This window comes from Aurantimonas sp. DM33-3 (assembly GCF_014334315.1).
GTDB lineage: Bacteria > Pseudomonadota > Alphaproteobacteria > Rhizobiales > Rhizobiaceae > Aurantimonas > Aurantimonas coralicida.
Map to the genome: position 1 here is coordinate 94,313 of NZ_JACSGS010000014.1, position 21,939 is coordinate 116,251.

The window sequence follows — 21,939 nt, forward strand, 5'->3', positions numbered from 1 at the left end:
GGGGAGGGCTCTACCGCGTCGTGACGCTCGGGTTGGGCCATTGCCCCTGCAGGATGAACGCAACCGGTTTCGATGTGGTGAATTCGCGCTCGGCCGAGGCGGTCTGCTGCGCATCCGCATTGTAGGTGCCGCGCAGACTGATCTCCTCGTCATGGAGGGCGACGCTGCCGACGGCAGTTAGAAGGCCGGCGCCGTTGGCGATCGCCAGATCGTCGATCCGCAGTCGCGGGCCCGCGGCCGACAGACCCAGTTCCATCGTGTCGAAGGGCACCGTCGAGCCCGCAGTCCCGGCAAGCAGCGGCCGCGCTTCGGGGGTCGCGAAGACCTGCGGATCGAGGCCCCTTATGGCGCCGCCACGGGCGCTGATCTGACCCTCCAGGCGGACATGGCGGATGATGGTCTCCCAGTCGCTGACCGGCGTCTTCATGCTGACGGAGAGATCCGAGCGGCCGCCGACGCCGAGGGTGGTGACGTCGAGGGCGCCGAGAAACGCGTCGGTGTCGATCCCGCTGAGGGTCAGGCTGCCCGTCGCCGTCGGGCGTTCGGAGGTGGAGTGGAATGTCAGGCTGGCCTGGCCGCGACCGCCGAAGACCTGCGCGTCGCCGATGTCGAGCTTGGCGATCCCGTCGTCGAGGGCGACCACCGCGGCGATCTCGGACATCGGTACATGCGCGAAATTCGCCTGCGCCGCCGACAGCCGCACGTCGAGGTCGATCTCGTCGGCAAAGGCGAGGTCGATGGGACGGTTGAAGTCGAGGACGTTGCGCGGCAATGGCGCGATGGATCGGGTGAACGGATCGAAATCCAGCGTCTGGAAGGCCAGCGTGCCCCGCACCCGTGGCTTGTCGCCGCCGAACTCGGCTTCCATCACGCCTTGGCCGCGGCTGCCGGCAATGGTGATGCGTGTATCCTGCAGATTGGCGCGACTGCCGGCCAGAAGCAGCGTGCCGTCGAGGGCGACCGGGCCGATGTCGGGCGTGTCGGGTCGCGACTCGCCGAGCCATTCGATGCTGCGGCTGAGCGACGGCGCATCGATGCGCAGCGCGCCGGAGATCGTCGCATTGCGATCGAGCGTCGCCTCGCCGTCGAAGCTGGCGGTGAGGGGCGGCGACGAGAGGGCGATCCGGACCTCGCTCGGGTCTCCGGACAGCAGCGCCTTGGGGGCGGCAAGGCGGAGATCGAGCTCACTCGGCTGGCCGTTCCAGATGAAGGCGCCGGACACGTAGATCGCCGACGTGGAGGAGGCCTGCGCCACGATCAGATTGGCGTTGCTGATGCCGGCGCGGCTGTCGCCGGCCCGCGGCCGGTATACGCCGGAACGGATTTCCAGCGTTTCCAGATCGTGAAACCGCTCGAGCAGCGTGCGCACCAAACGTCGCGGACCGTCGAGCGGGCCGCCCTGATGTGGTGCCGCCATGCCGTTGGCGGCCGGAACGAGGACCGGCTCGGCGGTCCTGGACGCTGGCTCGGTCTCGGGAAGCGGGCGCCATTCCGGCCGCACCAGGACGACGCGCGCGATCGAGGCGGTGCCGATCAGGGCGTCGACCGCATCGAGATCGGCAACGACGGTGTCGATGGTGAAGGCGTTGGCCGTGCCGATCCGCACGTGCCGTGCCACGAGCCGGGTGCGCGGCAGGAGGGAAAAGGTGACGTCGCCCTCGACCGTGACGGTCTCGCCGGTCATGGTCTGGAGCCGCGCGACAAGGTCGTCGCGCGCCGCGTCGGTATCGATCGCCAGCTGCGGGAGGGTCAGAAACGCCGTCAGAAGCAGCGTGACGAGAATGACGCCGGCAGCGGCCAGTCGCTTCGTTCCCCGCCGTCTCCCGCCGGGAGCGTCAGCCCGTTTCGCGAGCCGGTCCAGGGAGAAATTGCGCGCCACCGATTTCCTTTCAGATTTTCGAGCCGTTCTAGTCCAAGGCGTCGCGCGAAACCAGAGGGAGCGCGCCCTTACGGAACGTTCGGATGTGGATACGGGCGGTGGACGGGCGAGCGCCGGCGGCGATTTCGCCAGCGTTGCCAATGGCAAGGCGGTGTGGCACCAGCAAGGCACGATCACTGGGAGGCGGGAATGGCTGGACGGCTGCTTTGGAAACCGGACGCGGCGCGGGTGGCGCAGCATCCGTTGACGCGCTTCGCACAGGAAGCCGGCGCGCGGACCGGCCGGGACTTTGCCGATTACACGGCGCTGCACCGCTGGTCCGTCGATGACCGGGCGGCCTTCTGGGACGTTCTGTGGGATGTCACCGGTGTCGTCGGCGACAAGACCGGACCGAGCCTCGTGGCCGGTGACACGATGCGCGATGACCGGTTCTTCCCCGAAGCGCGGCTGAATTTCGCCGAGAACCTCCTGGCCCACGCCAGGGACCGGCCCGAGGCCGATGCGCTGGTTTTTCGCGGCGAGGACAAGGTGCGCCGGCGGCTGAGCTGGCGCGAACTCGAGGCGCTGGTGTCACGGCTCGCCCAAGCGTTCCGCGCCGAGGGCATCGTGGCCGGCGACCGGATCGCGGCGATGATGCCGAACATGCCCGAAACCATCGCGGCCATGCTCGCGGCGACCTCCATCGGCGCCGTCTGGTCGTCCTGCTCGCCCGATTTCGGAGAACGCGGCGTCCTCGACCGCTTCGGCCAGATCGAACCCAAGCTGCTGATCGCCTGCGACGGCTATTACTACGCCGGCAAGACCATCGAGATCGCCGACAAGCTGGCCGCCATCGCCGGCAAGCTGGGCGCTGCGAAAACCATCCTCGTGCCGTATCTCGGCAAGGCCGAGGAGGTGGCCGCAACGACGCCGGGCGGGGTTTCGCTAGACACCTTCATTGCGCCCTACGCGCCAAGGGAGATCGCCTATGAGCGGCTGCCCTTCTCGCATCCGCTGTACATCCTGTTTTCCTCCGGCACCACCGGCGTGCCCAAATGCATCGTCCATTGCGCGGGCGGGCTGCTGGTTCAGCATCTGAAGGAGCACCAGCTGCATTGCGGCGTGCGGCCGGGGGCGCGGTTCTTCTACTTCACCACCTGCGGCTGGATGATGTGGAACTGGCTGGTCACGGCGCTCGCCTCGGGCGCGACACTGCTGCTCTACGACGGCTCGCCCTTCCATCCGAAGCCAGAGGTGATCTTCGACTACATGGCCGAGGAGAAGGCCACCTTCTTCGGCACCAGCGCCAAGTTCATCGACGCCTCGCGCAAGCTCGGCCTGAAGCCGGCCGAGACCCACGATCTGTCGGCAGTCGAGGTGCTGTCCTCGACCGGCTCGCCGCTGTCGCCGGAGGGCTTCGAATATGTCTATTCCGACATCAGCCCCGATCTGCATCTCGCCTCGGTCTCCGGCGGCACCGACATCGCCGCCTGCTTCGTGATGGGCGTGCCCTGGCTGCCGGTCTATGTGGGCGAGATCCAGGGACCTGCGCTGGCGATGGCCACCGACGTCTGGAACGACGACGGCGAGCCGGTGCGCGGCGAAAAGGGCGACCTCGTCTGCACGAAGGCCTTCCCGTCTATGCCGATCGGCTTCTGGAACGATGCGGACGGCTCGCGCTATCACGACGCCTATTTCGCGCGCTTCCCGGGCATCTGGTGCCATGGCGACTTCGCCGAATGGACCGAGCATGGCGGCATGATCATCCATGGCCGCTCGGACGCCACGCTCAATCCCCAGGGCGTGCGGATCGGCACGGCCGAGATCTACAATGTCGTCGAGCAGATGGACGAGGTGATCGAGGCAATCTGCATCGGCCAGCCCTGGGACGACGACGTTCGCGTCGTGCTGTTCGTGCGCCTGGCCGAGGGGCTGACCTTGGACGAGGATCTCATCAAGCGGATCAAGAGTGTCGTGCGGGAGGGGGCGTCGCCCCGCCATGTACCGGCCAAGGTGCTGCAGGTGCAGGACATCCCGCGCACCAAATCCGGTAAGATCGTTGAACTCGCGGTGCGCGAAGTCGTCGAGGGCCGGCCGGTGAAGAACAAGGAAGCGCTCGCCAACCCGGAAGCGCTGGAGGAATTTGCCGGACGGGAAGAGCTGACGACCTGAGGCGCGAGCGTCCCAATTCTGCGATGGTCATGAAAAAGGGCGCCGGCAGCGATGCCGGCGCCCTCGTCATGTGCATGAGGCCGGATTACTGCGCCTTGGCAGCCTTGGCTTCCTCGATCGCCGCCATACAGGCTTCCTCGTCGCCCTTGGCCAGCGCCATCTCGGCCCGCTCCAGCGGCGTGCCGCTCGCGGAGGCGTCGGCGGTCATGGAGGACTCGCCCGCAGCCTGGTCGGTCCCGGTCGCGGCATTGGCCGCGGTCTCGGCACCATCCTGCTGCGACGCGCTGTCCTGACCGGACATGGCGGTGTCGCCGCTGGTCTCGCTCTCCATCGGCATGGTCGAGCCGTCCTTGGCAATCGCGCCGCCGGACGCGCCAGCGGAAGTCCCGGATTGACCGGACACGGCCGAACTCGTGGATTCAGCGCTCGCGGCGCCGCCGGTCCCGGTGCCGGTTGTGGCCGAAGCGTTCGCATCGCTCTGCAGCGGCGCCATGCTGCCGTCCTTGGTGACTTCGCCATCGCCGGTGTCGAGGCCGGCGCCGGTTTCGAAGTTCGTGGTCTTACCGTCGGCCGTGCCGGAGGCACTGGCCGAGCCGGCCATATCGCCTGCGGAGCCGGAGATGGAAGCCGTCGTCCCGGTCCCGCCGAGCATGGCGATTTCCTCGCGACAGTCGGCCGAGGCCGCGCTGATCGGCAGGGCGAGAAGGGCGGCGCTTCCGAGCAGAAGAGACATGCGTTTCATGACTTGTTTCCTCCTATTGTTGGCAACTGGCGGAGAGAACGTGAGCGCCGGGGCGCAGGTTCCGTAAGGAATGATCGTTTTTTATCATGCCGTTACGGAATTCCGTCAGGAAGCCGAAACAAATGGGAGGCACTGCGCGGCGGGCTATCCGCGCTCGGTCTCGCGCACGATCGAGCGGTTGAGGATCACCACCGGCAGGATGCCTACGAGCACGATGAGGAGGGCCGCGATGGCGCCGTCCTCGAAGGCGGCGCGCGAGGTCTGGGCATAGACGAAGGTCGCCAGCGTCTCGAAGTCGAAGGGCCGCAGGAGGATCGTCGCCGACAGCTCCTTGCTGGCATCCACGAAGACCAGCAGGAAGGCGGTCAGCAGCGCCGGCTGCATCAGCGGCAGCAGCACCTGTCGTAAAGCGCCGCCGGGGCCGCGGCCCAGGGTGCGGGCCGCCATGTCGAGATGCGGCGACAGCTTGGAAAAGCCGCTTTCCAGCGCGCCGTGGCCCATCGCCATGAAGCGCACGAAGCAGGCATAGACGATGGCGAAGCCCGATCCGGACAGAAGCAGGCCAGTGGAAATGCCGAACCATTCGCGCATTCGCGCATCGACGGCATTGTCGAAGGCGGCGAGCGGGATGAGGATGCCGATGGCCAGCACCGTGCCGGGCACCGCATAGCCGAGGGCAGCGACCCGCACGAGGCTGGCGAGACGGTTCGAGCCGGTCAGGCGGATGCCGTAGGCCATGGCGAAGCCGGCGGCCACGGTGACGACGCCGGTGGCGGCGGCGATGGACACCGTATGGCGCAGGGCCCGCCAGAGCTGCGGATCGGCGAGCTGGTCCAGCCGGTTGATCGCGAAATCGCCGAGGACGAGCAGCGGCACACCGAAGCCGGCGGCAATCGGCACGAAGCAGGCGAGCATCGCCAGCGCCGCCTTCCAGCCGGCCAGATGCTCGCGGCCGGTCTGCGGCCGGTCGGCCCGCTGGATGCTGAAGCGCTGCTGGCGCCGGGCGAAGCGTTCGACCAGCACGAGTGCGACGATGACCAGGAGCATGAACAGGGCGATCTGGGTGGCGCCGGCGAGATCGCCGCGGTTCAGCCAGGTCGAATAGACCGCGAAGGTAAGGGTGCGCACACCCAGAAACTCCACCGCGCCGATGTCGTTGACGGCTTCCATCAGCGCCAGTGCGACGCCGATGGCGATCGCCGGCCGCGCCATGGGCAACAGCACCTTGCCGAAGACCGCGGCGGGCGAGGCGCCCAGTGTGCGGGCCACGTCGCCGGCCTTGCGACCCTGCATGACGAAGACCATGCGCACCGTCAGGAAGACATAGGGGTAGAGGACCGAGGAGAGGATGACGATGGCGCCGGGCAGCGAGCGAACCTCGGGAAACCAGTAATCGCGCGAGGACTGAAAGCCGAAGACCGAGCGGATGGCGGTCTGGATCGGGCCCGCGAAATGCAGGAATTCCACGAAGCAATAGGCGGCGATGTAGGTCGGCACCGCCAGCGGCAGCACCAGCGCCCAAGAGAAGATCCGCCGGCCGGGAAACTGGAAGGTCGCCACCAGCCAGGCCGTGACGACGCCGACCGAACCGGCGAGGATCGCAATGCCCGCCATCAGGAGCAGCGTCACGCGGCTGGCTTCCGGCAGGATGGTCTCGGCCAGATGCCGCCAGTTGGCCGAGGTGCCCGACAGGGCGATGACCAGGAGCGCGATCAGCGGCAGGATCACCGTCAGCGCGACCACCGATGCGCCCACCAGATAGCCACGGTCGCGCCCCCGCCGAAGGCGGAACCGGGCCCGGATGCCGGGTCTCAGGAGCGGGGCGGTGGCGGACATGGCGGACTTGACGCGATGAGGCCCGGTCTCGCGAATACGCCTTGATGAAGGCGCGTCGCGGCCGGGCCGTATGGAGACAACGGAGCGGCGCCCGCAGCGGAAAACCCGCCCGGGCGCCGTCCTGTTAGCATGTCAGATGGGCTCAGCTCTGCGGCCCGTTGTCGTAGCCGACCTCGTCGATCATCTCGGAGGCCTTGGTGCGGAACTTGGCGATCTCGTCCAACGGCAGCGTGTCGGGCTTCAGGTCGCCGAAGGACTTCACCAGTTCGGACGCCTCGATGCCCGGCTCCAGCGGATATTCGTAGTTCAGCTCGGCGTAGATCTTCTGCGCCTCGTCGCCGGACAGGAATTCCATCAGCTTGACGGCATTGTCCCGGTTCGGCGCGTTCTTGGCCAGCGCGACGCCGGAGATGTTGACGTGGGTCAGGCCGTTCTCGAAGGTCGGCATGATCACCTTGATGGCGTCCGCCCACTCCTTCTGCTCCGGCTCCTTCTCGTTGGTCGCCATCTTGCCGACATAGTAGGTGTTGCCCAGCGCGACGTCGCATTCGCCGGCGAAGATCGCCTTGGCCTGGTCGCGGTCGCCGCCCTCGGGCCGGCGGGCGAGATTGTCGCGCAGACCCGTCACCCACTCGCGCGCCGCCTCTTCGCCGTTATGGGCAATATAGGCCGCGATCAGGGCGATGTTGTACTGGTGCTGGCCCGAACGGGTGCACAGCCGGCCCTTCCACTTGGGATCGGCCAGTTCCTCGTAGGTCAGCGCATCGGCATCGACGCGCTCCTTGGAAGCGTAGACGACGCGGCCGCGGGCGGTGAGGCCGAACCATTCCTTCTCGCTGTCGCGATAGGCTTCCGGAATGTTCTTCTCGAGGATCTCGTCCTCGACCGGCTGGACGACGCCGGCCTGCTTGGCGGCGTCGAGGCGGCCGATGTCGACGGTCATGATCACGTCGGCCGGCGAATTGGCGCCCTCGGCCGCGATCCGCTCTTCCAGGCCCTTGTCGATAAAGATCGTCGCGGTGGTGAGGCCGCTCTCCTCGGTGAAGGCGTCGAGCAGCGGCTGGATCAGCTCGGGCTGGCGCGAGGTGTAGATGTTGACGTCGGCGGCGCTGGCGACAGCCGGCGCGAAGGCCGCGGCCAGAACGGCCGTCGACAGGGCGAGGCGGCGGGAGATGCTGGGCATCATGAAAATCTCTTCCCATGCTGCGCGATGCCGAAAGCCGGCGAACGCGACGTTGACAGGCAGGCGATCCGGAGATCGTTGAATGGCGATGGCCGCTAAATCTTGCGGCAGCCACTCACCTATGCCGGATGGCGCCGGCCAGCGCAACACCCTGCCGATCGATAGGCCAGTAAAATCAATGTATTAGAAGAATTCTAAACTAGGCTGTCGGCGGTGGCCCGGTTCCGGCCGCCGGTCGCGGAGGCGTCAGTCGGTCAGAACCCGCTGGGGCGGAAACGAAATTTCCACCAGCGTGCCTTCGCCCGGCGTCGAGGACATGGCGAAGCCGGCGCGGTTGGCTTCGGCCAGCGCCTTGGTCAGCGGCAGGCCGAGACCGGTCCCTTCGCCGCGTCGCCGGTTGCCCGGATTGACCTGCTGGAACGGCATCATCGCAATCTCGATCTCGTCCTCGCTCATGCCGATGCCGCTGTCGCGGAAGCGCACCACCACGTCGCCCTCGGGCGAATAGCTGGTCGAGACGATGATCTGCCCGCCGGCCGGGGTGAAGCGCACCGCGTTGGAGACGAGATTGAGGGCGATCTGCCGCATCGAACGGCGGTCGGCGACGACCGGCGGCACCGAGGAGGGCAGGTTGGAGCGCACGATGACCTGCTCGCGATTGGCCTGCGGCTGCATCAGCGCGACGACCTCGCCGATCACCTCGTTCAGCGACACCGCCTCGAAGGCGAGTTCGAGCTTGCCGGCCTCGATCTTGGAGATGTCGAGGAGGTCGTTGACAAGATCGAGCACGTGATGGCCCGACCGCTTGATGTCGTCGAGATATTCCAGATAGCGCTCGTTGCCGATGGGGCCGAAGCACTCGGTGGCGATGACGTCGGCGAAGCCGATGATGGCGTTGAGCGGCGTGCGCAGTTCGTGGCTGACATTGGCCAGGAACTGGCTCTTCTGCAGGCTGGCCGCCTCGGCCTCGCTGCGCGCCTTGATCAGTTCCTGCTCGACGCGCTTGGCTCTCGAGATGTCGCGGATGACGGCGCACCAGCCGCGCTCTTCCGGAAGCCGGCCGAAGCTGACCGACAGGGGCACGAAGCCGCCCTCGGCGACGCGGCCGATGACTTCGCGTCCCTCGTCGCGCGGCGCCGTGGCGCCGGCGGTGCGCAGCGTCTCGATGTGCTCCAGCGTCGGTTTCTGGCTTTCATGAGCGAGCAGCGTGACGAACGGCCGGCCGGCCGCATCGTCCGCACCGATCCCGAACAGGGCATGCGCCGCCCGGTTCATGGAGCGGATCATCCCCTCCCGATCGACCAGGACGACCCCGTCGGTGGCCGCCGACAGCACCGCCTGCAGCTCTTCCACTTCGGCAACCAGGCCGGCGTCCGTCTCGGCCGCGTCGGCCTGCGGCGGAGCGTCCGGCTCGGAACGCAGCGCCGCGGCGCTGAGGCTGGGCGAGGCGAAGAAGGACATGACCAGACAGGAGCGGCCGGCGATGGTGGAGCGCTGCATGTGGCTGCGCGCCGCCAGCGTCTCGCCGGTGACCCGGCGGATCGCGACCTCGCCCGAACCCGCCGCACGGTCGTCGCCGTCGAACAGGCGGGCGAGACCGCCGGCCTCGGCAAGGGCGGGGATGTCGTCATAGCCGGTCAGGTCGAAGAATTCGCGATTGCCGTAGACCAGGGTCTCGCGGATCTGGACGAGAACCGGCAGCGGCAGGCAGCCATAGACGGTGGCGAGATCGGACAGAAGCTGGGCGTGATCGGGCAGTTCGGGCTCGTCCGGCTCGTCGTCCTCTGCGTCGACCGGGTGGGCCGGTTCGTCCGCGCCGTCGGTAACGATGGGCTCCGCGGCCGCGTCCTCGGCGCGCTGGGCCGAGGCTTCGACGGGTGCGGTCGGAGCTGGCTCGTCGTCGTCCGCCTGCGCGGCGACGTCCGGCAGGGACGGCTGTTCGGCCGGCGCGATTCCGCGCGGCGCGTCGGGCAGCGGCGTGGACGCGTCCGCGTCCTCCTGCTCGGGCGCACTGGCGGCATCGTGGGACTGATCGCCGGAATCGGCGTTCAACGCCGCGTCCTCGGTCTCGGCAGTCGGCGCGTCATCGTCGCCTGCAGCGATTGCGTCGGGTGCGTCGATCGTCTCGAGATCGTCATTCGAATCCGAGGCAGCTTCGATGGGCTCGGCGTCGCGGGCCTCGTCCTCGAATTCGCCGATCCGGCGGCTGGCGGTACGGATCGCGCCTTCCAGCCCACCGATGCGATCGTCATCGCCGAGGGTTTCGCCGATGGCGCGGAACGCCGCCTCCTCGGACTGGCTGAGATGGCTGTCCTTGGAGCGCCGGCGCTCCTCGAGACGAATGATCTTCTCGGCGCGGTCGCCGGTCTCCGGCGTCGGTCGGGCGTCGGGATCGCGGCGCCCGAAGGGTGCCGGCGGCTCCTCCGCCGAGATGCGCTTCAGGAGAGCCCGGGCCCCGCCCTCCAGCGTCAGATCCTGTCGCTCCTGCGCAGCCTCTTCGACGCGCTCTTCCTGCGCCACCGCAACGGGTGCCTCGACCGCGTCGGCAAGGCGCACGATCCCGAAGCCGCGGAAACCATCGAAACTGCGGTCGCGGGCATAGACGGGCAGGGCGGCCAGTTCGACCGGGACGCGCCGGGGCGAATTCTCCACCGGCCATTCCAGCGTCCGCCCGGACCAGGTGTCACGCTTGGCCAGCAGCCGGCGAATGTCGCCATCCGCATCGAGCCCGTATTCTTCCGCGACCTCCTCGAAGCGGCGGTCGATCACGTCGGCAAAGCGCGGCCCGACGGCGGCGGCGAATTCCGGCGAGAGCGAGCGGAAGCGGCCTTCGCTGTCGATGCGCCAGACGAAGCGCACGGGCGCAACGTCGAAACGCGGCTCGAAGGCGGCGCCAGAACCATCTGCTGCGCTCCCGGTGTCGGGGTAGGAGCGGAAATCCGAGGCCAGCACCGGCCGCGTCCCGCGGGGGGCGGGTGGGCTGTCAGCCTGGCTTGGCGCCGCAACCGCGTCGGCCGTGTCGTCTTCGGTGTTGGGAATGGCCGGCGCCGCGGCGTCGGGCGCATCAATAGCCACAGCCTCGGAGTGGGGCTCGGCCGCCATCGGGGCCGACTCCGTAACCTCCGCCTCCACAGCACCCGGCTCCTCGGCTGCAGGCGCCAGCGTCTCTGGCGTTTCCTCGGCCTCGGTCGGTGTGCCGCTCTCGCGCTCGTCGGTCGGCGGCGTCGGCGCGGGGCCCCAGATGGAGCGCATGCGGCGGGGCTCGGACGGGGCTGCGTCCGCCGGGCGGTCGATGGACCCGCTATGGCCGGAGCGCGCGCCGTAGGGCTGCTGCGGGCCGGGGCCGGGCGTCTCGGCGGGCGTCGCCATACGATCGTCGCCGGATGGCATGGATTCGCTTTCTCCGGGAGACCCGGATTGTTCGGCCTGTTCGGCGGCTTGCGTGCGCTCCGCGTCGGCTGCGCCGGTGTTGCGGAAGTACCAGCGCTGCAGGATCGCGCTCATGCCGATCTTGCGGTCGTGCTCGGGAGGCTGGAGTTCGCGCTCCGGTGCGGTGGCCTCCGGCGCGTCGGCGACCGGCTGGATCATCTTGTCGGCGTCGGTGGACGAAGCGTCGGAAGCCGAAGCCTCGGACGGGCTTTGCGTCCAGGCCAGAACATGGTCGCCGGCAAGGCGCGCGACGACGGTGCTGCTCCCGTCGCTCGCTGCAATAGTGCGGTGGTCGTCCGCCGATGCGAGGAATTCGGCGATCTGCGACGCGTCGATGTCGATATTTGCCGCCTCGCTTCCGGCCGCGGCGACGTCACCGCTGGCCGAGAGAACAGCCGCGTCCGTCATGCCGCTTTCCACCAGGAGGTCGCGGGCGGTCTCTGCCGCGCTTCGAGGCGTCGCGGACGGATCGGCGATCGTTACCAGCACGGCCTCGCCGAAGGTCTCGTCGGTAATCGTGACGAGTTCGGCGTTCAGCGGCCGGCCCAGCCCGGCCCGTGCCGGCGAGGTGACGCGCGCTTTTGCCGAGCCGGTGCGGGCGAGCATGCGGCCGGAGGCACGGATCTGGCGGATGATGGCGGAATTCGGCGTGGCGTCGGAGGATTGCGGCCCGGCCGCGGACAGGCCCAGCAGCTCGGCCGCGGTGGTGTTCACCCACAGGAGACGGGTCAGGTCGGACGTGAAGACAGCAAGCGGCATGCCCGCGTCACTCGCCTCGCGCAGCGTCCGATGGGCCATGATCGCCACTGCGATTGGCACCGTTGATGTCGCCATAAGCAACGCTTCCAAACATTCTTCACGCTCATATGTTGAGTCGTGAGGGACGGTTCCAGAGCCGATCTTAAGAATGGATTCATAATAGCCGGCTTCCGACGAATCCAGATTCTTCCGGCTTGCGGGGCGAGGAGTTGCGATTGAGGGTTAACGAGTGGGCAGTTTGCGGAATATCCGGACGCTGAATGTTGCACTGCACAAAAATAGTGATTAAGTAAAAGGCAGTCGCAGGCGTTTTGGGACGCAGCGGCCAAATGATAGTTACCCAGATAGAGGAGACACCCAGATGGCCGACGCCAAGAATTCCCAGGATCCTTTCGCCATGCCGAACCCGCAGATGATGGGCATGGATCCCTCGCAGATGAACGAGACCTTCCGCGCCATGACGCAGAAGTCGATGGAGCAGTCCAAGGAAGCCTACAGCCGCATGAAGTCGGCGGCCGACGAGGCGACCAAGGCACTGGAATCGACCATGGAGAACGCCCATCAGGGTTCGCTCCAGCTGTCGAAGAAGGCCATCGACGCGATGCGCTCGAACGCCGAGGCCGGCTTCCAGCATCTCGACAAGATGATGTCCGCCAAGTCCTTCGCCGAAGTGATCGAGATGCAGACGGCCTATGTCCGCAAGCAGATCGAGATGGCGACGGATCAGTCCAAGGACATGCAGGCGCTGACCCAGTCGGTCGCCAAGGACATGATGAAGCCGGGCCGCGATGCCTTCGAGAAAGCCTCGAAGAACGCCCGCTGATTCTTCGCCATGGGCCGGCGGGGCATCTGCCTTCCGCCGGCTGAGCGATGAGGCCGGGCATTGCCCCGGCGACAGGCGCCCGACGTCTTCATAGGCCCGGGCGTTCTCTGATGCCTGCCCCGCGGCCACATGCGGGGTCAGGAAAGCCGGTCTGTCCCATTGGCGAAAGCCGATGACGGACTTTTCCGGCCTTCGCTCGGATCCGGGCTTGCACCGCGGGGCGAAAGATTTTATCTCGTCACTGCGCGGGCGAAATCCCGTTGTGCGGTTGTAGCTCAGTTGGTTAGAGCGTCGGATTGTGGCTCCGGAGGTCGGTGGTTCGAGACCACCCAACCGTACCATCTGCCTTTCGAGGCATCGTTTCCCTTGATAAAATCAGACTGGCCCCGGACTCGATACGAAAGTGCGGGGATGGTGCGTCCATGCCGGCGTTCGCTCAGGTCGTGAATCGATCCCGGTCGCCAAGCGATCGCTGATGCGCTGAGCAGGAGCGGAGCGTCCCGCAGCGCCCCCCAAACACCTATCGATCCGGTCAGAGCCGCGCTGGCGTTCGCGTCTCGGTGCGCCGATCGACCTGACGCCATGAGCGTATCGGCTGATCGTCACAGCTTCGCGGAGACCGGTGGCGCCTCGAACGGGGACGCCAGCAGAGGGTACACACCTCGGCGTGTACCCTCTGCAAAAGCTGACGCGGTGTACGACGCCGGATAATCCGTGTCAGAACTCCTCCCAGTCGTCGGTATGTGGCTTCGGCGAACGGGCGGCGCCGCCGGAACCGGTGGTGCGCAACTGGGCGACGGGTGCAGCCTTGCCGCTGACGGAGGGCTTGGCCCGGCCGGCTGGCGAAGCGGACGCTTCTGTGCCGATGCGGAACCGCGCCATGGCGGCTGCGAGTTCCTCGGTTTCGTTGGTCAGCGTCTGGCTGGCCGCGGTCGCCTCTTCCACCATCGCAGCGTTCTGCTGGGTGATCTTGTCCATCTGGTCGGCCGCACCGGAGACTTCGCGCAGGCTCGTCGCCTGTTCGCGAGCACTCGAGGCAATGGTCGAGATGACCTCGGCCATGGCGCTGACTTCCGAGACGATCTCCTCCAGCGACTTGCCGGAGGCGGTGACCAGTTCGACGCCGGTGCCGACCTGCTCGCGGGACGTGGCGATCAGGGTCTTGATCTCCTTGGCGGCTTCCGCCGAGCGCTGGGCGAGGCCGCGCACTTCCTGGGCGACGACCGCAAAGCCCTTGCCCGCCTCGCCGGCCCGCGCCGCCTCGACGCCGGCATTCAGGGCCAGGAGGTTGGTCTGGAAGGCAATCTCGTCGATGACCGAGATGATCGAGTTGATCTTCTCCGAAGACTGCTCGATCTGGCCCATGGCCGCGACCGCCTTGCCGACGACCTCGCCGCCCTTCTGGGCCTTCTCACGCGCACCGGACGCCACCTGCTGGGCCTTGCCGGCACCTTCGGCGGTCTCGTTGACCGCCTGGGTCACTTCGCCCAGCGCCGCGACAGTCTCTTCGAGGCTCGCCGCCTGCTGCTCGGTGCGATGGGCGAGATCGTTCGACGCGGTGTTGATCTCGCCGAGACCGGTGCGGATCGAGGCGATCGAGGTCGCGACGTCGCCGACAGCGGTTTCGAGCTGGGCGACGGCGTTGTTGTAGTCCGCGGCCATGCCGGCAAAATCGCCGGGCAGGCTTTGGTCGACCCGCGCACGAAGGTCACCGTCCTGCAGATGCTTGAAGGCCGCAGCGAACGCCTTCAGCGCTGCCTTCTGCTCTTTGTCGGCTTCGACCTTCGCATCGGCCACGGCCTTTCTCTCGGCTTCCAGCGTCTCCAGATAGACCGAAATGGCGTAGTCCATGTCCATGAGGGCCGCCTTCGCGACCACCGCGAGTTCGCGCGATAGCTGTTCAGACCCTCGGCGGCCGAAACGCGACGGCCATCGCCGTTCGACGATCTGGCCGATCAATTGTTCGAGGATCAGGGCGTAGCCGCCGATATACCAGCGCGGTTCCAATCCCAGACGGGCATGGACCTTACCGACTTCCGAAACGCCCCGCACATAGGTCTCGTCGAACGCGCCCTGGGCGATGATGTCCCAATGGCGCATCTGACGCTGCTTGGCAGACGCGATATGGCGCTCGTCTGCAAAGAAACGCCGTGTGTGCGCATTCGTGCTCGCCTTCTTGTAGAAATGGTCGAGCGCCGTTCCGATCGATGCGGCAATGGTCGTTCGCAGTTCGGCGAGGAGCCCGCGCGACTCCGCATCGATGCCGATAAAGTCGAGCCGCTCGCGGAGCGTCTTCATCTCGTTGGATTCACTCATCTGGAGTCACCACTTGGATTTCCGGTTGATTGCCCACGGGGTCGGTCCCTGCGGGGCATAGAAAAGAGCGCATGCCTATCGGCTGCGGTTTCCGCACAGATCTGATCGTGAACCGCGATTGCTTGTTGGCGACACTGAACCCACCTCGACCTCGTCAGAACGTTATCGGTCTAGCCGCTGACTTCTTAGTATTGCGTAAACCACGTTCGGCATTGGGTGGGGGCTTGGCTTGCCGGCAGGACCGTGAGCGCGGGCAACGGGCAGCAGCCTGGCTGCGCCATCCCGATACAGCGGATTGCGCGCATCCCGCCGCGACGATCGCCACGATCTGGCACCCGACGCGTGTAGGTCTTCCCGCCACCGGGGCGCTCAAGGTTGGGTGACGCGGGCAACCTCTGCGTGGCAGGGCATCGTCTTGTTCACCCTGCCAATTGATGGCGGCGAGAGTGCGTGCGCCTATCCGGCCCGGGCTGCACGCCCGGCGGAATTTGCTTCCCGCGCCGCCTGCTGCAGGCGGTAGAAGCAGCAGAAGCCGAAGCCTGCCGCGACCAGCATGAAGGATTCGCCGATCGCCAGCCGGTTGTTGGAATTGGTCAGCATGGTCAGCGCGAAGAACGCCGTCGCCGTCACGTAGAGCGCCAGCGCCGATGACGGGATCAGGCCGCGGGCGCGGCAGGCAAAGGCCTGCCGGAGGCTCCACGCCATGAGAACGGCGTAGAAGGCGAGGCCGACGAGGCCGTAGCGCACGGCCACCTCCAGATAGCCATTGTGCATCAGCTGGTAGCCGACGCCCGCGTAGCTGGTCGTCTCCCAGAGCGCCTCCCAGGCGATCCCGGTTCCCAGGACGATGTTCGTGCGCCAGATCTCCCAGCCATTCATCCAGATCATCAGCCGCTCGTGGAGACTGAACGGGACGTTGCCCGAGGCGATCAGCGCATCCACCGCGGCAAGCGGATCGCCGCTGCCGGTCGCCCCGGCGACGAACGCGACGGCGGTGGCGATGTTCGGCGCGATCAGGGCCGAGATTTCCGGATAGAACAGCACCGACGGGATCGCCGCGGCGACCATGACCGCGGCCAGGAGCAGCCAGTGCCGCAATTGCGTGCGCTCGGTGAAGACCATGGCGAACAGGACCGGCAGGGCACCCAGCAGCGCCAGCCAGACGCCCTTGGAAAACGCGCCGGCAATGCCGAGAAAGCACAGGCCGGCGACGATGACGCAAAGGGCGATGCCGCCGATCCGCAGGCCCCGGTGGTGCGGTCCCGGCCGCGCGAGATAGAGGCCGAAGCAGATGGCGGCCAGCGCGATCAGGCCGGCGCCGACCGAGGCATGGATGGGATTGCCGTGGAAGAGCAGCGGCGCGCGATCGCCCGACAGCATCGTCTGTGGCTCGAGGCTCGCCAGAAGGGCGACGAGGCTGATCACCAGGAACCCCCAGGCCGTCGCCGGCATCCGCTGCCAGTTCAAAAAGAAGGCGTAGCCCAGCGTCGGGTAGACCAGCGGGAAGAGATAGATCCCCTCGGCCGAGCCTCCCGCCATGTAGGGTGTCATCACGAAGACGGCGGCATTGCGCAGGAGGATGTAGACCACCCAGGCGATGCACAGCCAGCCCATGATCCCGATTGCCGGCCGCTGGTCGGTTCTGACGAAGGTGACAAGGGCCTGCAGCAGGAGAAACGGCGCGCAATAGCGATAGAGGTCGCTCTCCACCCAGACGGCCGAGACCAGGCCGAGCATCAGGAGAACCGCGAGGGTTGGCATCGCCGCCTGCGCTGCCCGTGTCAGGCCGTCGCTCATCTCAAGGCGTAGGCCGCGCGGCGCACATAATCCACGGCGCGGAAGAGGAGGGTGGGCGTGCGCTGAAAGAGGGGGATCTTCGAGCTCTTGTAGTCGGAACTCCTACTGGTGGTGATGGTCGAGCCGCGGCTCAGCTTGCTGAAGCCGATGACCTTGCGCGGAACCGTGTAGATCCTTGCGTTCAGCGCCCAGCCCCGCTCGAAGGCGATGTCCCAGGGAAGCCACATGGTCTGGAGGGCATCATGCAGGATCCGGGCGCCCTCGCGGGTGACGGCGTAGCAGGCGGCCGATCCCTGCGGGCCGTGAACGCAACGTCCGAATTTCCCGATGCCCTCGCCACCATGGGAGACGAAGCCGCGGATGCGATGATTGGCGAGCTTGAGGACGTGCAGGTCCGACTTCTGTTCGAGGATGGCGGCGACGGCGGCAGGCGTCTCGGGCTTCAGGACAATGTCGTCCTCGCAGATCACGGCGACCGCTTCGCCGGAATCGATTACCGCCTGCAGGGCCGCGAGGTGGCTGCGATAGCAGCCATACTCGCCCGGAAGGATGATCCGTCCGTGGCTGCGCCGGAAGCGGTCGTGATCGACGTTGCGCCATTCGGCCACCGGAATGGCCGCGCCGTCGGTGCCGGGAACCCGGGTGACGTCGACGCCGACCTCGGCAGCCGACTGGCCGATCTCGTGCCATCGCTCGGTCGACCGGTCGAGATTGATAACGAAAAACCGCAGTGCCTTCGCCTCGATTGTATGCTGGGACCGCATCCGGTGGATCGCATCCGACCGACTGCCGGGTCCCGTGCCGCTTCAGCGTGTGTTCCGTGCTAGCGCGAAAAGGTGTTGGAACCGTTTGCCGCCGCGCCGCAAGCCTCGCGGCGTGGAAAAGCAGATTCAGGCTGATGAATCCAGAGCCGCAGCGCCCGACCCGGCGGCGTCCTGTTCCTCGGGCCGTTGTTCCGCCAAGCGCTCCGGCCCGGCCTCAGAACAGCGTGCCCTGATCCTCTTCGGCGGCTTTCGCGGCCGGACGTCGCTTCGCCCGCGGTTTCGGCGGTTCCGTTTCCGCGGTCTCTGCCGCCGCATCACCCGCGGGGGCAACACGGGCACTGGGCTCGCCGGTCGCCACCGCGCCGCGACGCTGGTCATGGGCGAACTGCACCTCGAAGGCCATGCCCGGCTCCAGCCCCGACGCCCGCACGATCGGCTCGCCGTCCGGTCCGCGCACGATGGTGTAGCCGCGCTCCAGCACCCGCATCGGGTTGAGACTGTCGGCGACCCGCCATGCGGAGGCGAGGGCCTGGCGCCTTCCGGTCGCGGCCAGGGCCTGTGCGGCGGTCAGCCGCTCGCCGAGCGTGCCGAGACGCAGGCGCGCGGCCTCCGCCCGGGCATTGATCCGGTGCGGCTGCAGGTCGGCGGCAATGCGCTCGAAACGCTGGCGCTTGCGCTGCACGAGCCCGGTTACGGCATGGGCCGCATGGCTCTGGTGATGGCGCAGATCGGCGCGCTTTTCGCGCAGCAGCGCCTCGAGGCTGGAGGGCGCCAGCCGCGTCGCGACCTCGCCATAGGCCCGGCGCTTTTCCGACAGGTTCACCCGCAGGCACTGGCCGAGCGAGGTCGATGCCTCGTCCAGCCGGCGGCGCGGCAGCGCCAGCAGCATGTCGGGCGAGGGCAGGGCGCGGGCGGTGGCGGCGACGGCCCGGCGGTCCTGGTCGAGCCTTCGGGAGATCGCGCCCGAATGGCGGGCGGCGAGCGCGGCGACCGCAGCGACGAGATCGGCGCGCACGGGCACCGCCATCTCGGCGGCACCGGTCGGCGTCGGCGCGCGCATGTCGGCGGCATGGTCGATCAGCGTCCAGTCGGTCTCGTGGCCGACGGCCGAAATCAGCGGGATCGCCGAGGCTGCAGCGGCGCGCACCACCACCTCGTCATTGAAGCCCCAGAGATCCTCCAGGCTGCCGCCGCCGCGCGCGACGATGATCAGGTCCGGTCGGGCGATGGCTCCGCCTTCGGGGAAGGTGTTGAAGCCCTCGATCGCGCGGGCGACCTCCTCGCCGGAGGTTTCGCCCTGCACCCGCACCGGCCAGACGAGGAGATGCACCGGAAAGCGGTCGGCAATGCGGTGGTGGATGTCGCGGATGACGGCGCCGGTCGGAGAGGTGACGACGCCGATGACGCGGGGCATGAAGGGCAGCGGCCGCTTGCGCTCGGCGGCGAACAGGCCTTCGGCTTCGAGCTTGCGCCGGCGTTCGTTGAGCAGCGCCATCAGCGCGCCGGCGCCGGCCGGCTCGATCTGCTCGATGACGATCTGGTATTTCGACGAGCCCGGATAGGTGGTCAGCTTGCCGGTGGCGACGACCTCCAGCCCTTCCTCGGGCTTGAAGGCGAGCTTGGAAAAGGCGGTGCGCCAGATCACGGCATCGATGCGGGCGCGGTCGTCCTTCAGCGAGAAATAGGCGTGGCCGGACGAATGCGGACCGCGATAGCCGGAGACCTCGCCGCGCAGGCGGACATGACCGAAGCGCTCTTCCACGGTCCGCTTCAGTGCGCCGGAGATTTCCGAGACGCTGTATTCGGCGACGTTCGACATGGGGGCGGATTCGGGGCTGCGGCTCATGCCTCCAGTGTCAGGACCACGGCGCCCGGGTCAAGCGAATGTGCCGAGAATGCCGGATGCCAAGCCTGGCTGACCACCCCGATGCGCTTTGACCCAGGGGCAGGTCGGGTGTCAGGGTCGTCTGACGATCTGGCCGATTGGGAGCGCATGATGGAACGGCCCGGTGCGACGGAGCGGCGGCGGCGCCATGTGCGCCCGGCCGTCTTCTCCCTGATTCTCTTCATTCTCCTGGCGGTGTCGCTGCTGGTGGTGCCGGCCTCTGGGCAGGACATGATGCGCGGCCTCGACCTGACCTCGCCGCGCATGACCGAAGCCGCGATGACCCGGGCCGAGGTCGAGGCGCTGCTGGCCAGGGCGACGAAAGCCGAGCCCGCCGATCTCAGCCGGGCCGAACTGAACGGCCTCGATCTCTCCAGGCTCGATCTTGCCGGCGCCGACCTGACCAGCGCCTATCTCAACGGCACGGATCTCTCGAACGCCGGTCTCGCCGGGGCCAAGCTCGATCAGGCCTGGGGACTTGGGGCGAACTTCACCGGGGCGGATCTGTCCGGCGCCAGCCTGTTCCAGTCGCAGATGCAGGACGCGACATTCGATGGTGCCGATCTGTCGGCGGCACGGATCGCCGGCGATTTCAGTCGCGCCTCCTTCGTGCGGGCGAACATGAGCGGTGCGGATTTTTCCGCCGACATGCGCAACCAGTCGATGGGCCTGATGCGCGGCGTCCTCAACTCCGCCGATCTGACCGGTGCTGACCTTTCCGGCGCCAATCTGTCGCGCGCCGCGGCCGAGTTCGCCGACTTCACCGACGCCGATCTATCGGGCGCGGATCTGACGCGTTTCGAAGCCTCGGGCGCCGACTTCAACGGCACGATGGTCGAAGGCGCCGATTTTGCCGATGCCGAACTGCAATCGGCCAAGCTCGGCGACATTCGCGGCACGGCGAAGAATCTGCGCCGCTAGGCGGCCCGGTTCGCGCCGTGCTGCTTTGCCGTCAGCCGGCGACCTTCAACCGGCCGTTCCCCAGCGCCGGACGCATGGGGCGCAGTTCCGGCAGGCGTGACGGGCGGGCCTTGCCGTCGGGCGGCGACAGATTGGCGAGGCTCTCGCGGATATGCTCGACCAGCGCGGTGATCACCGGTCCGTCGGCATTGCGCGACTTCACGACACCGATCTCGGTGTCGAGCAGGGTCGGAAAGCCCTCATATTCGCCCAGCACCCGCATGCCGGGTCGCAGCGCGCATTCGGGCAGCACGCTGACCGCCAGGCCGGAGAGGACGGCCGAGGTGACGATCTGCGCCGACCAGGAGGTGAACAGCACCTTGTAGCGCCGGCCGATCCGGCCGAGGGCTTCGCAGCCCTCGCGGCGCCAGACGCAGTCCGGCCGGCCGAGCGCCAGGGGCAGGATCTCCTCATTGTGGGTGTCGTGGGAGGCCGAGGTGACGAAGTGCAGCGGCTCGCGGCGCACGATCTCCGGCAGCGACGCACCGGGATAGCAGTCCGACACCAGCGCCACGTCGAGGCGGCCCTTGTCGATGTGCTCGGCCAGGTTCGACGAGGGTTCGCAGGCGATCTGCAGTTCCACCAGCGGGTTCGAACGCGAGAACCGCGCGAGGATTTCCGGCAGGAAGCGCTCGGCATAATCGTCCGGCAGGCCGATCCGGACATGACCCTGCATGGCCTCGTCGTCAAAGGCCGACAGGGTTTCCTGGCTCAGCGCCAGCATGCGCCTTGCATAGGTCAGCAGCCGGGCGCCTTCGCTGGTGATGCGAATGGTGCGGCCGTTGCGCTCGAACAGGCTGACGCCGAGGCGCTCTTCCAGCCGCCGCATCTGCATCGACACGGCCGACTGGGTCTTGAACACGTCGTCCGCCGCACGGGTGAAGCTGCCGGCGTCGACGATGGCGACGAAGGTGCGCAGATGATCGAGATCGAGGGGCGTGCTCATGGCTTTTCCCATCACCGAAGATGATGGCTGAGATTATTAACATTCGTTGGTCTGATCAATAGCGGGCGCATATCTTCGTGGCTGTCAGGAAGAACTTGGGAGCGCCGGTCCGTCGCATGCGGAGGGCCTCCCGCCTTTTTCCCGATCCCCCGATGGCACGAAAGGAGACACGGCCATGGCGATCACAACGAAGACGCGGCTCAGCCCGACCCTTGCTCACCCGGCGCAGGCAGCCAAGCTGTTCGTCGTGGCGGCGCGTGCGATCGTCAAAACCATGCTCAATCGTCGCAAGGTCCGCGCGATGAGCGAGATGTCCGACTACATGCTGAAGGACATCGGCCTCCGGCGGGACGATATTCACGAGGCGCTGCACACCGACTGGCGCGAGGACCCGACGTGGCGGCTGGCGGTCGCGGCCGCGCGGCGCCGTCGCGGCGGCTACGACTGGGAATAGGGCCAAGCCCCGCCC

14 protein-coding genes and 1 tRNA gene are annotated in these 21,939 nt (G+C 67.5%); 5 read left to right on the forward strand and 10 right to left on the reverse strand.

The window, feature by feature from the left end; all coding sequences use genetic code 11:
• Positions 1–10: 10 nt before the first annotated feature.
• Entirely contained in the window at positions 11–1,879 is a 1,869-nt protein-coding gene (locus tag H9Q09_RS22795; protein WP_187392063.1) for an AsmA-like C-terminal region-containing protein, read from the reverse strand.
• Between the two features lie 189 nt (positions 1,880–2,068).
• Between H9Q09_RS22795 and H9Q09_RS17325 the strand changes: the two genes are divergently transcribed.
• The gene (locus H9Q09_RS17325) at positions 2,069–4,030 is read left to right on the forward strand and encodes an acetoacetate--CoA ligase (protein WP_187392064.1); all 1,962 of its coding nucleotides are present in this window, start codon (positions 2,069–2,071) and stop codon (positions 4,028–4,030) included.
• Between the two features lie 85 nt (positions 4,031–4,115).
• Here the strand turns inward: H9Q09_RS17325 and H9Q09_RS17330 are convergent, their stop codons facing one another.
• The 4 genes from H9Q09_RS17330 to H9Q09_RS17345 all read right to left on the reverse strand — a co-directional run bounded on the left by H9Q09_RS17330 (position 4,116) and on the right by H9Q09_RS17345 (position 11,979).
• A complete protein-coding gene (locus tag H9Q09_RS17330) occupies positions 4,116–4,682 on the reverse strand; it encodes a hypothetical protein (RefSeq protein WP_187392065.1) in 567 nt (188 codons plus the stop codon).
• Between the two features lie 234 nt (positions 4,683–4,916).
• Positions 4,917–6,608: an iron ABC transporter permease gene (locus H9Q09_RS17335; protein WP_187392066.1), complete on the reverse strand. Its 1,692-nt coding sequence runs from the start codon at positions 6,606–6,608 to the stop codon at positions 4,917–4,919.
• 142 nt (positions 6,609–6,750) lie between these two features.
• Entirely contained in the window at positions 6,751–7,794 is a 1,044-nt protein-coding gene (locus H9Q09_RS17340; RefSeq protein WP_187392067.1) for a Fe(3+) ABC transporter substrate-binding protein, read from the reverse strand.
• Between the two features lie 243 nt (positions 7,795–8,037).
• Positions 8,038–11,979, reverse strand: a complete 3,942-nt coding sequence (locus tag H9Q09_RS17345) for a PAS domain S-box protein (protein ID WP_187392068.1) — start codon at positions 11,977–11,979, stop codon at positions 8,038–8,040.
• Positions 11,980–12,340: 361 nt separating this feature from the next.
• On the opposite strand from H9Q09_RS17345, the gene H9Q09_RS17350 reads away from it, so the two are divergent.
• Both H9Q09_RS17350 and H9Q09_RS17355 read left to right on the forward strand, forming a co-directional pair.
• On the forward strand, positions 12,341–12,802 hold the full coding sequence (locus H9Q09_RS17350) for a phasin (RefSeq protein ID WP_009208261.1): 462 nt from the start codon (positions 12,341–12,343) through the stop codon (positions 12,800–12,802).
• Between the two features lie 264 nt (positions 12,803–13,066).
• A tRNA-His gene (locus H9Q09_RS17355) sits at positions 13,067–13,143 on the forward strand.
• 376 nt (positions 13,144–13,519) lie between these two features.
• Here H9Q09_RS17355 and H9Q09_RS17360 read toward each other — a convergent pair.
• The 4 genes from H9Q09_RS17360 to xseA form a co-directional block, all read right to left on the reverse strand.
• A complete protein-coding gene (locus tag H9Q09_RS17360; protein ID WP_210315413.1) occupies positions 13,520–15,118 on the reverse strand; it encodes a globin-coupled sensor protein in 1,599 nt (532 codons plus the stop codon).
• Positions 15,119–15,574: 456 nt separating this feature from the next.
• The gene (locus H9Q09_RS17365; protein WP_246716206.1) at positions 15,575–16,879 is read right to left on the reverse strand and encodes an O-antigen ligase family protein; all 1,305 of its coding nucleotides are present in this window, start codon (positions 16,877–16,879) and stop codon (positions 15,575–15,577) included.
• A 32-nt stretch (positions 16,880–16,911) separates the two neighbouring features.
• Positions 16,912–17,679: a glycosyltransferase family 25 protein gene (locus H9Q09_RS17370; RefSeq protein WP_187392070.1), complete on the reverse strand. Its 768-nt coding sequence runs from the start codon at positions 17,677–17,679 to the stop codon at positions 16,912–16,914.
• Between the two features lie 214 nt (positions 17,680–17,893).
• A complete protein-coding gene (gene xseA, locus H9Q09_RS17375; protein ID WP_187392071.1) occupies positions 17,894–19,525 on the reverse strand; it encodes an exodeoxyribonuclease VII large subunit in 1,632 nt (543 codons plus the stop codon).
• A gap of 147 nt (positions 19,526–19,672) precedes the next feature.
• Between xseA and H9Q09_RS17380 the strand changes: the two genes are divergently transcribed.
• Entirely contained in the window at positions 19,673–20,485 is an 813-nt protein-coding gene (locus H9Q09_RS17380; protein ID WP_246716207.1) for a pentapeptide repeat-containing protein, read from the forward strand.
• A gap of 31 nt (positions 20,486–20,516) precedes the next feature.
• Here the strand turns inward: H9Q09_RS17380 and H9Q09_RS17385 are convergent, their stop codons facing one another.
• On the reverse strand, positions 20,517–21,470 hold the full coding sequence (locus H9Q09_RS17385) for a LysR family transcriptional regulator (RefSeq protein ID WP_024349296.1): 954 nt from the start codon (positions 21,468–21,470) through the stop codon (positions 20,517–20,519).
• 175 nt (positions 21,471–21,645) lie between these two features.
• Between H9Q09_RS17385 and H9Q09_RS17390 the strand changes: the two genes are divergently transcribed.
• Entirely contained in the window at positions 21,646–21,924 is a 279-nt protein-coding gene (locus H9Q09_RS17390) for a DUF1127 domain-containing protein (protein WP_187392073.1), read from the forward strand.
• Positions 21,925–21,939: the final 15 nt, after the last annotated feature.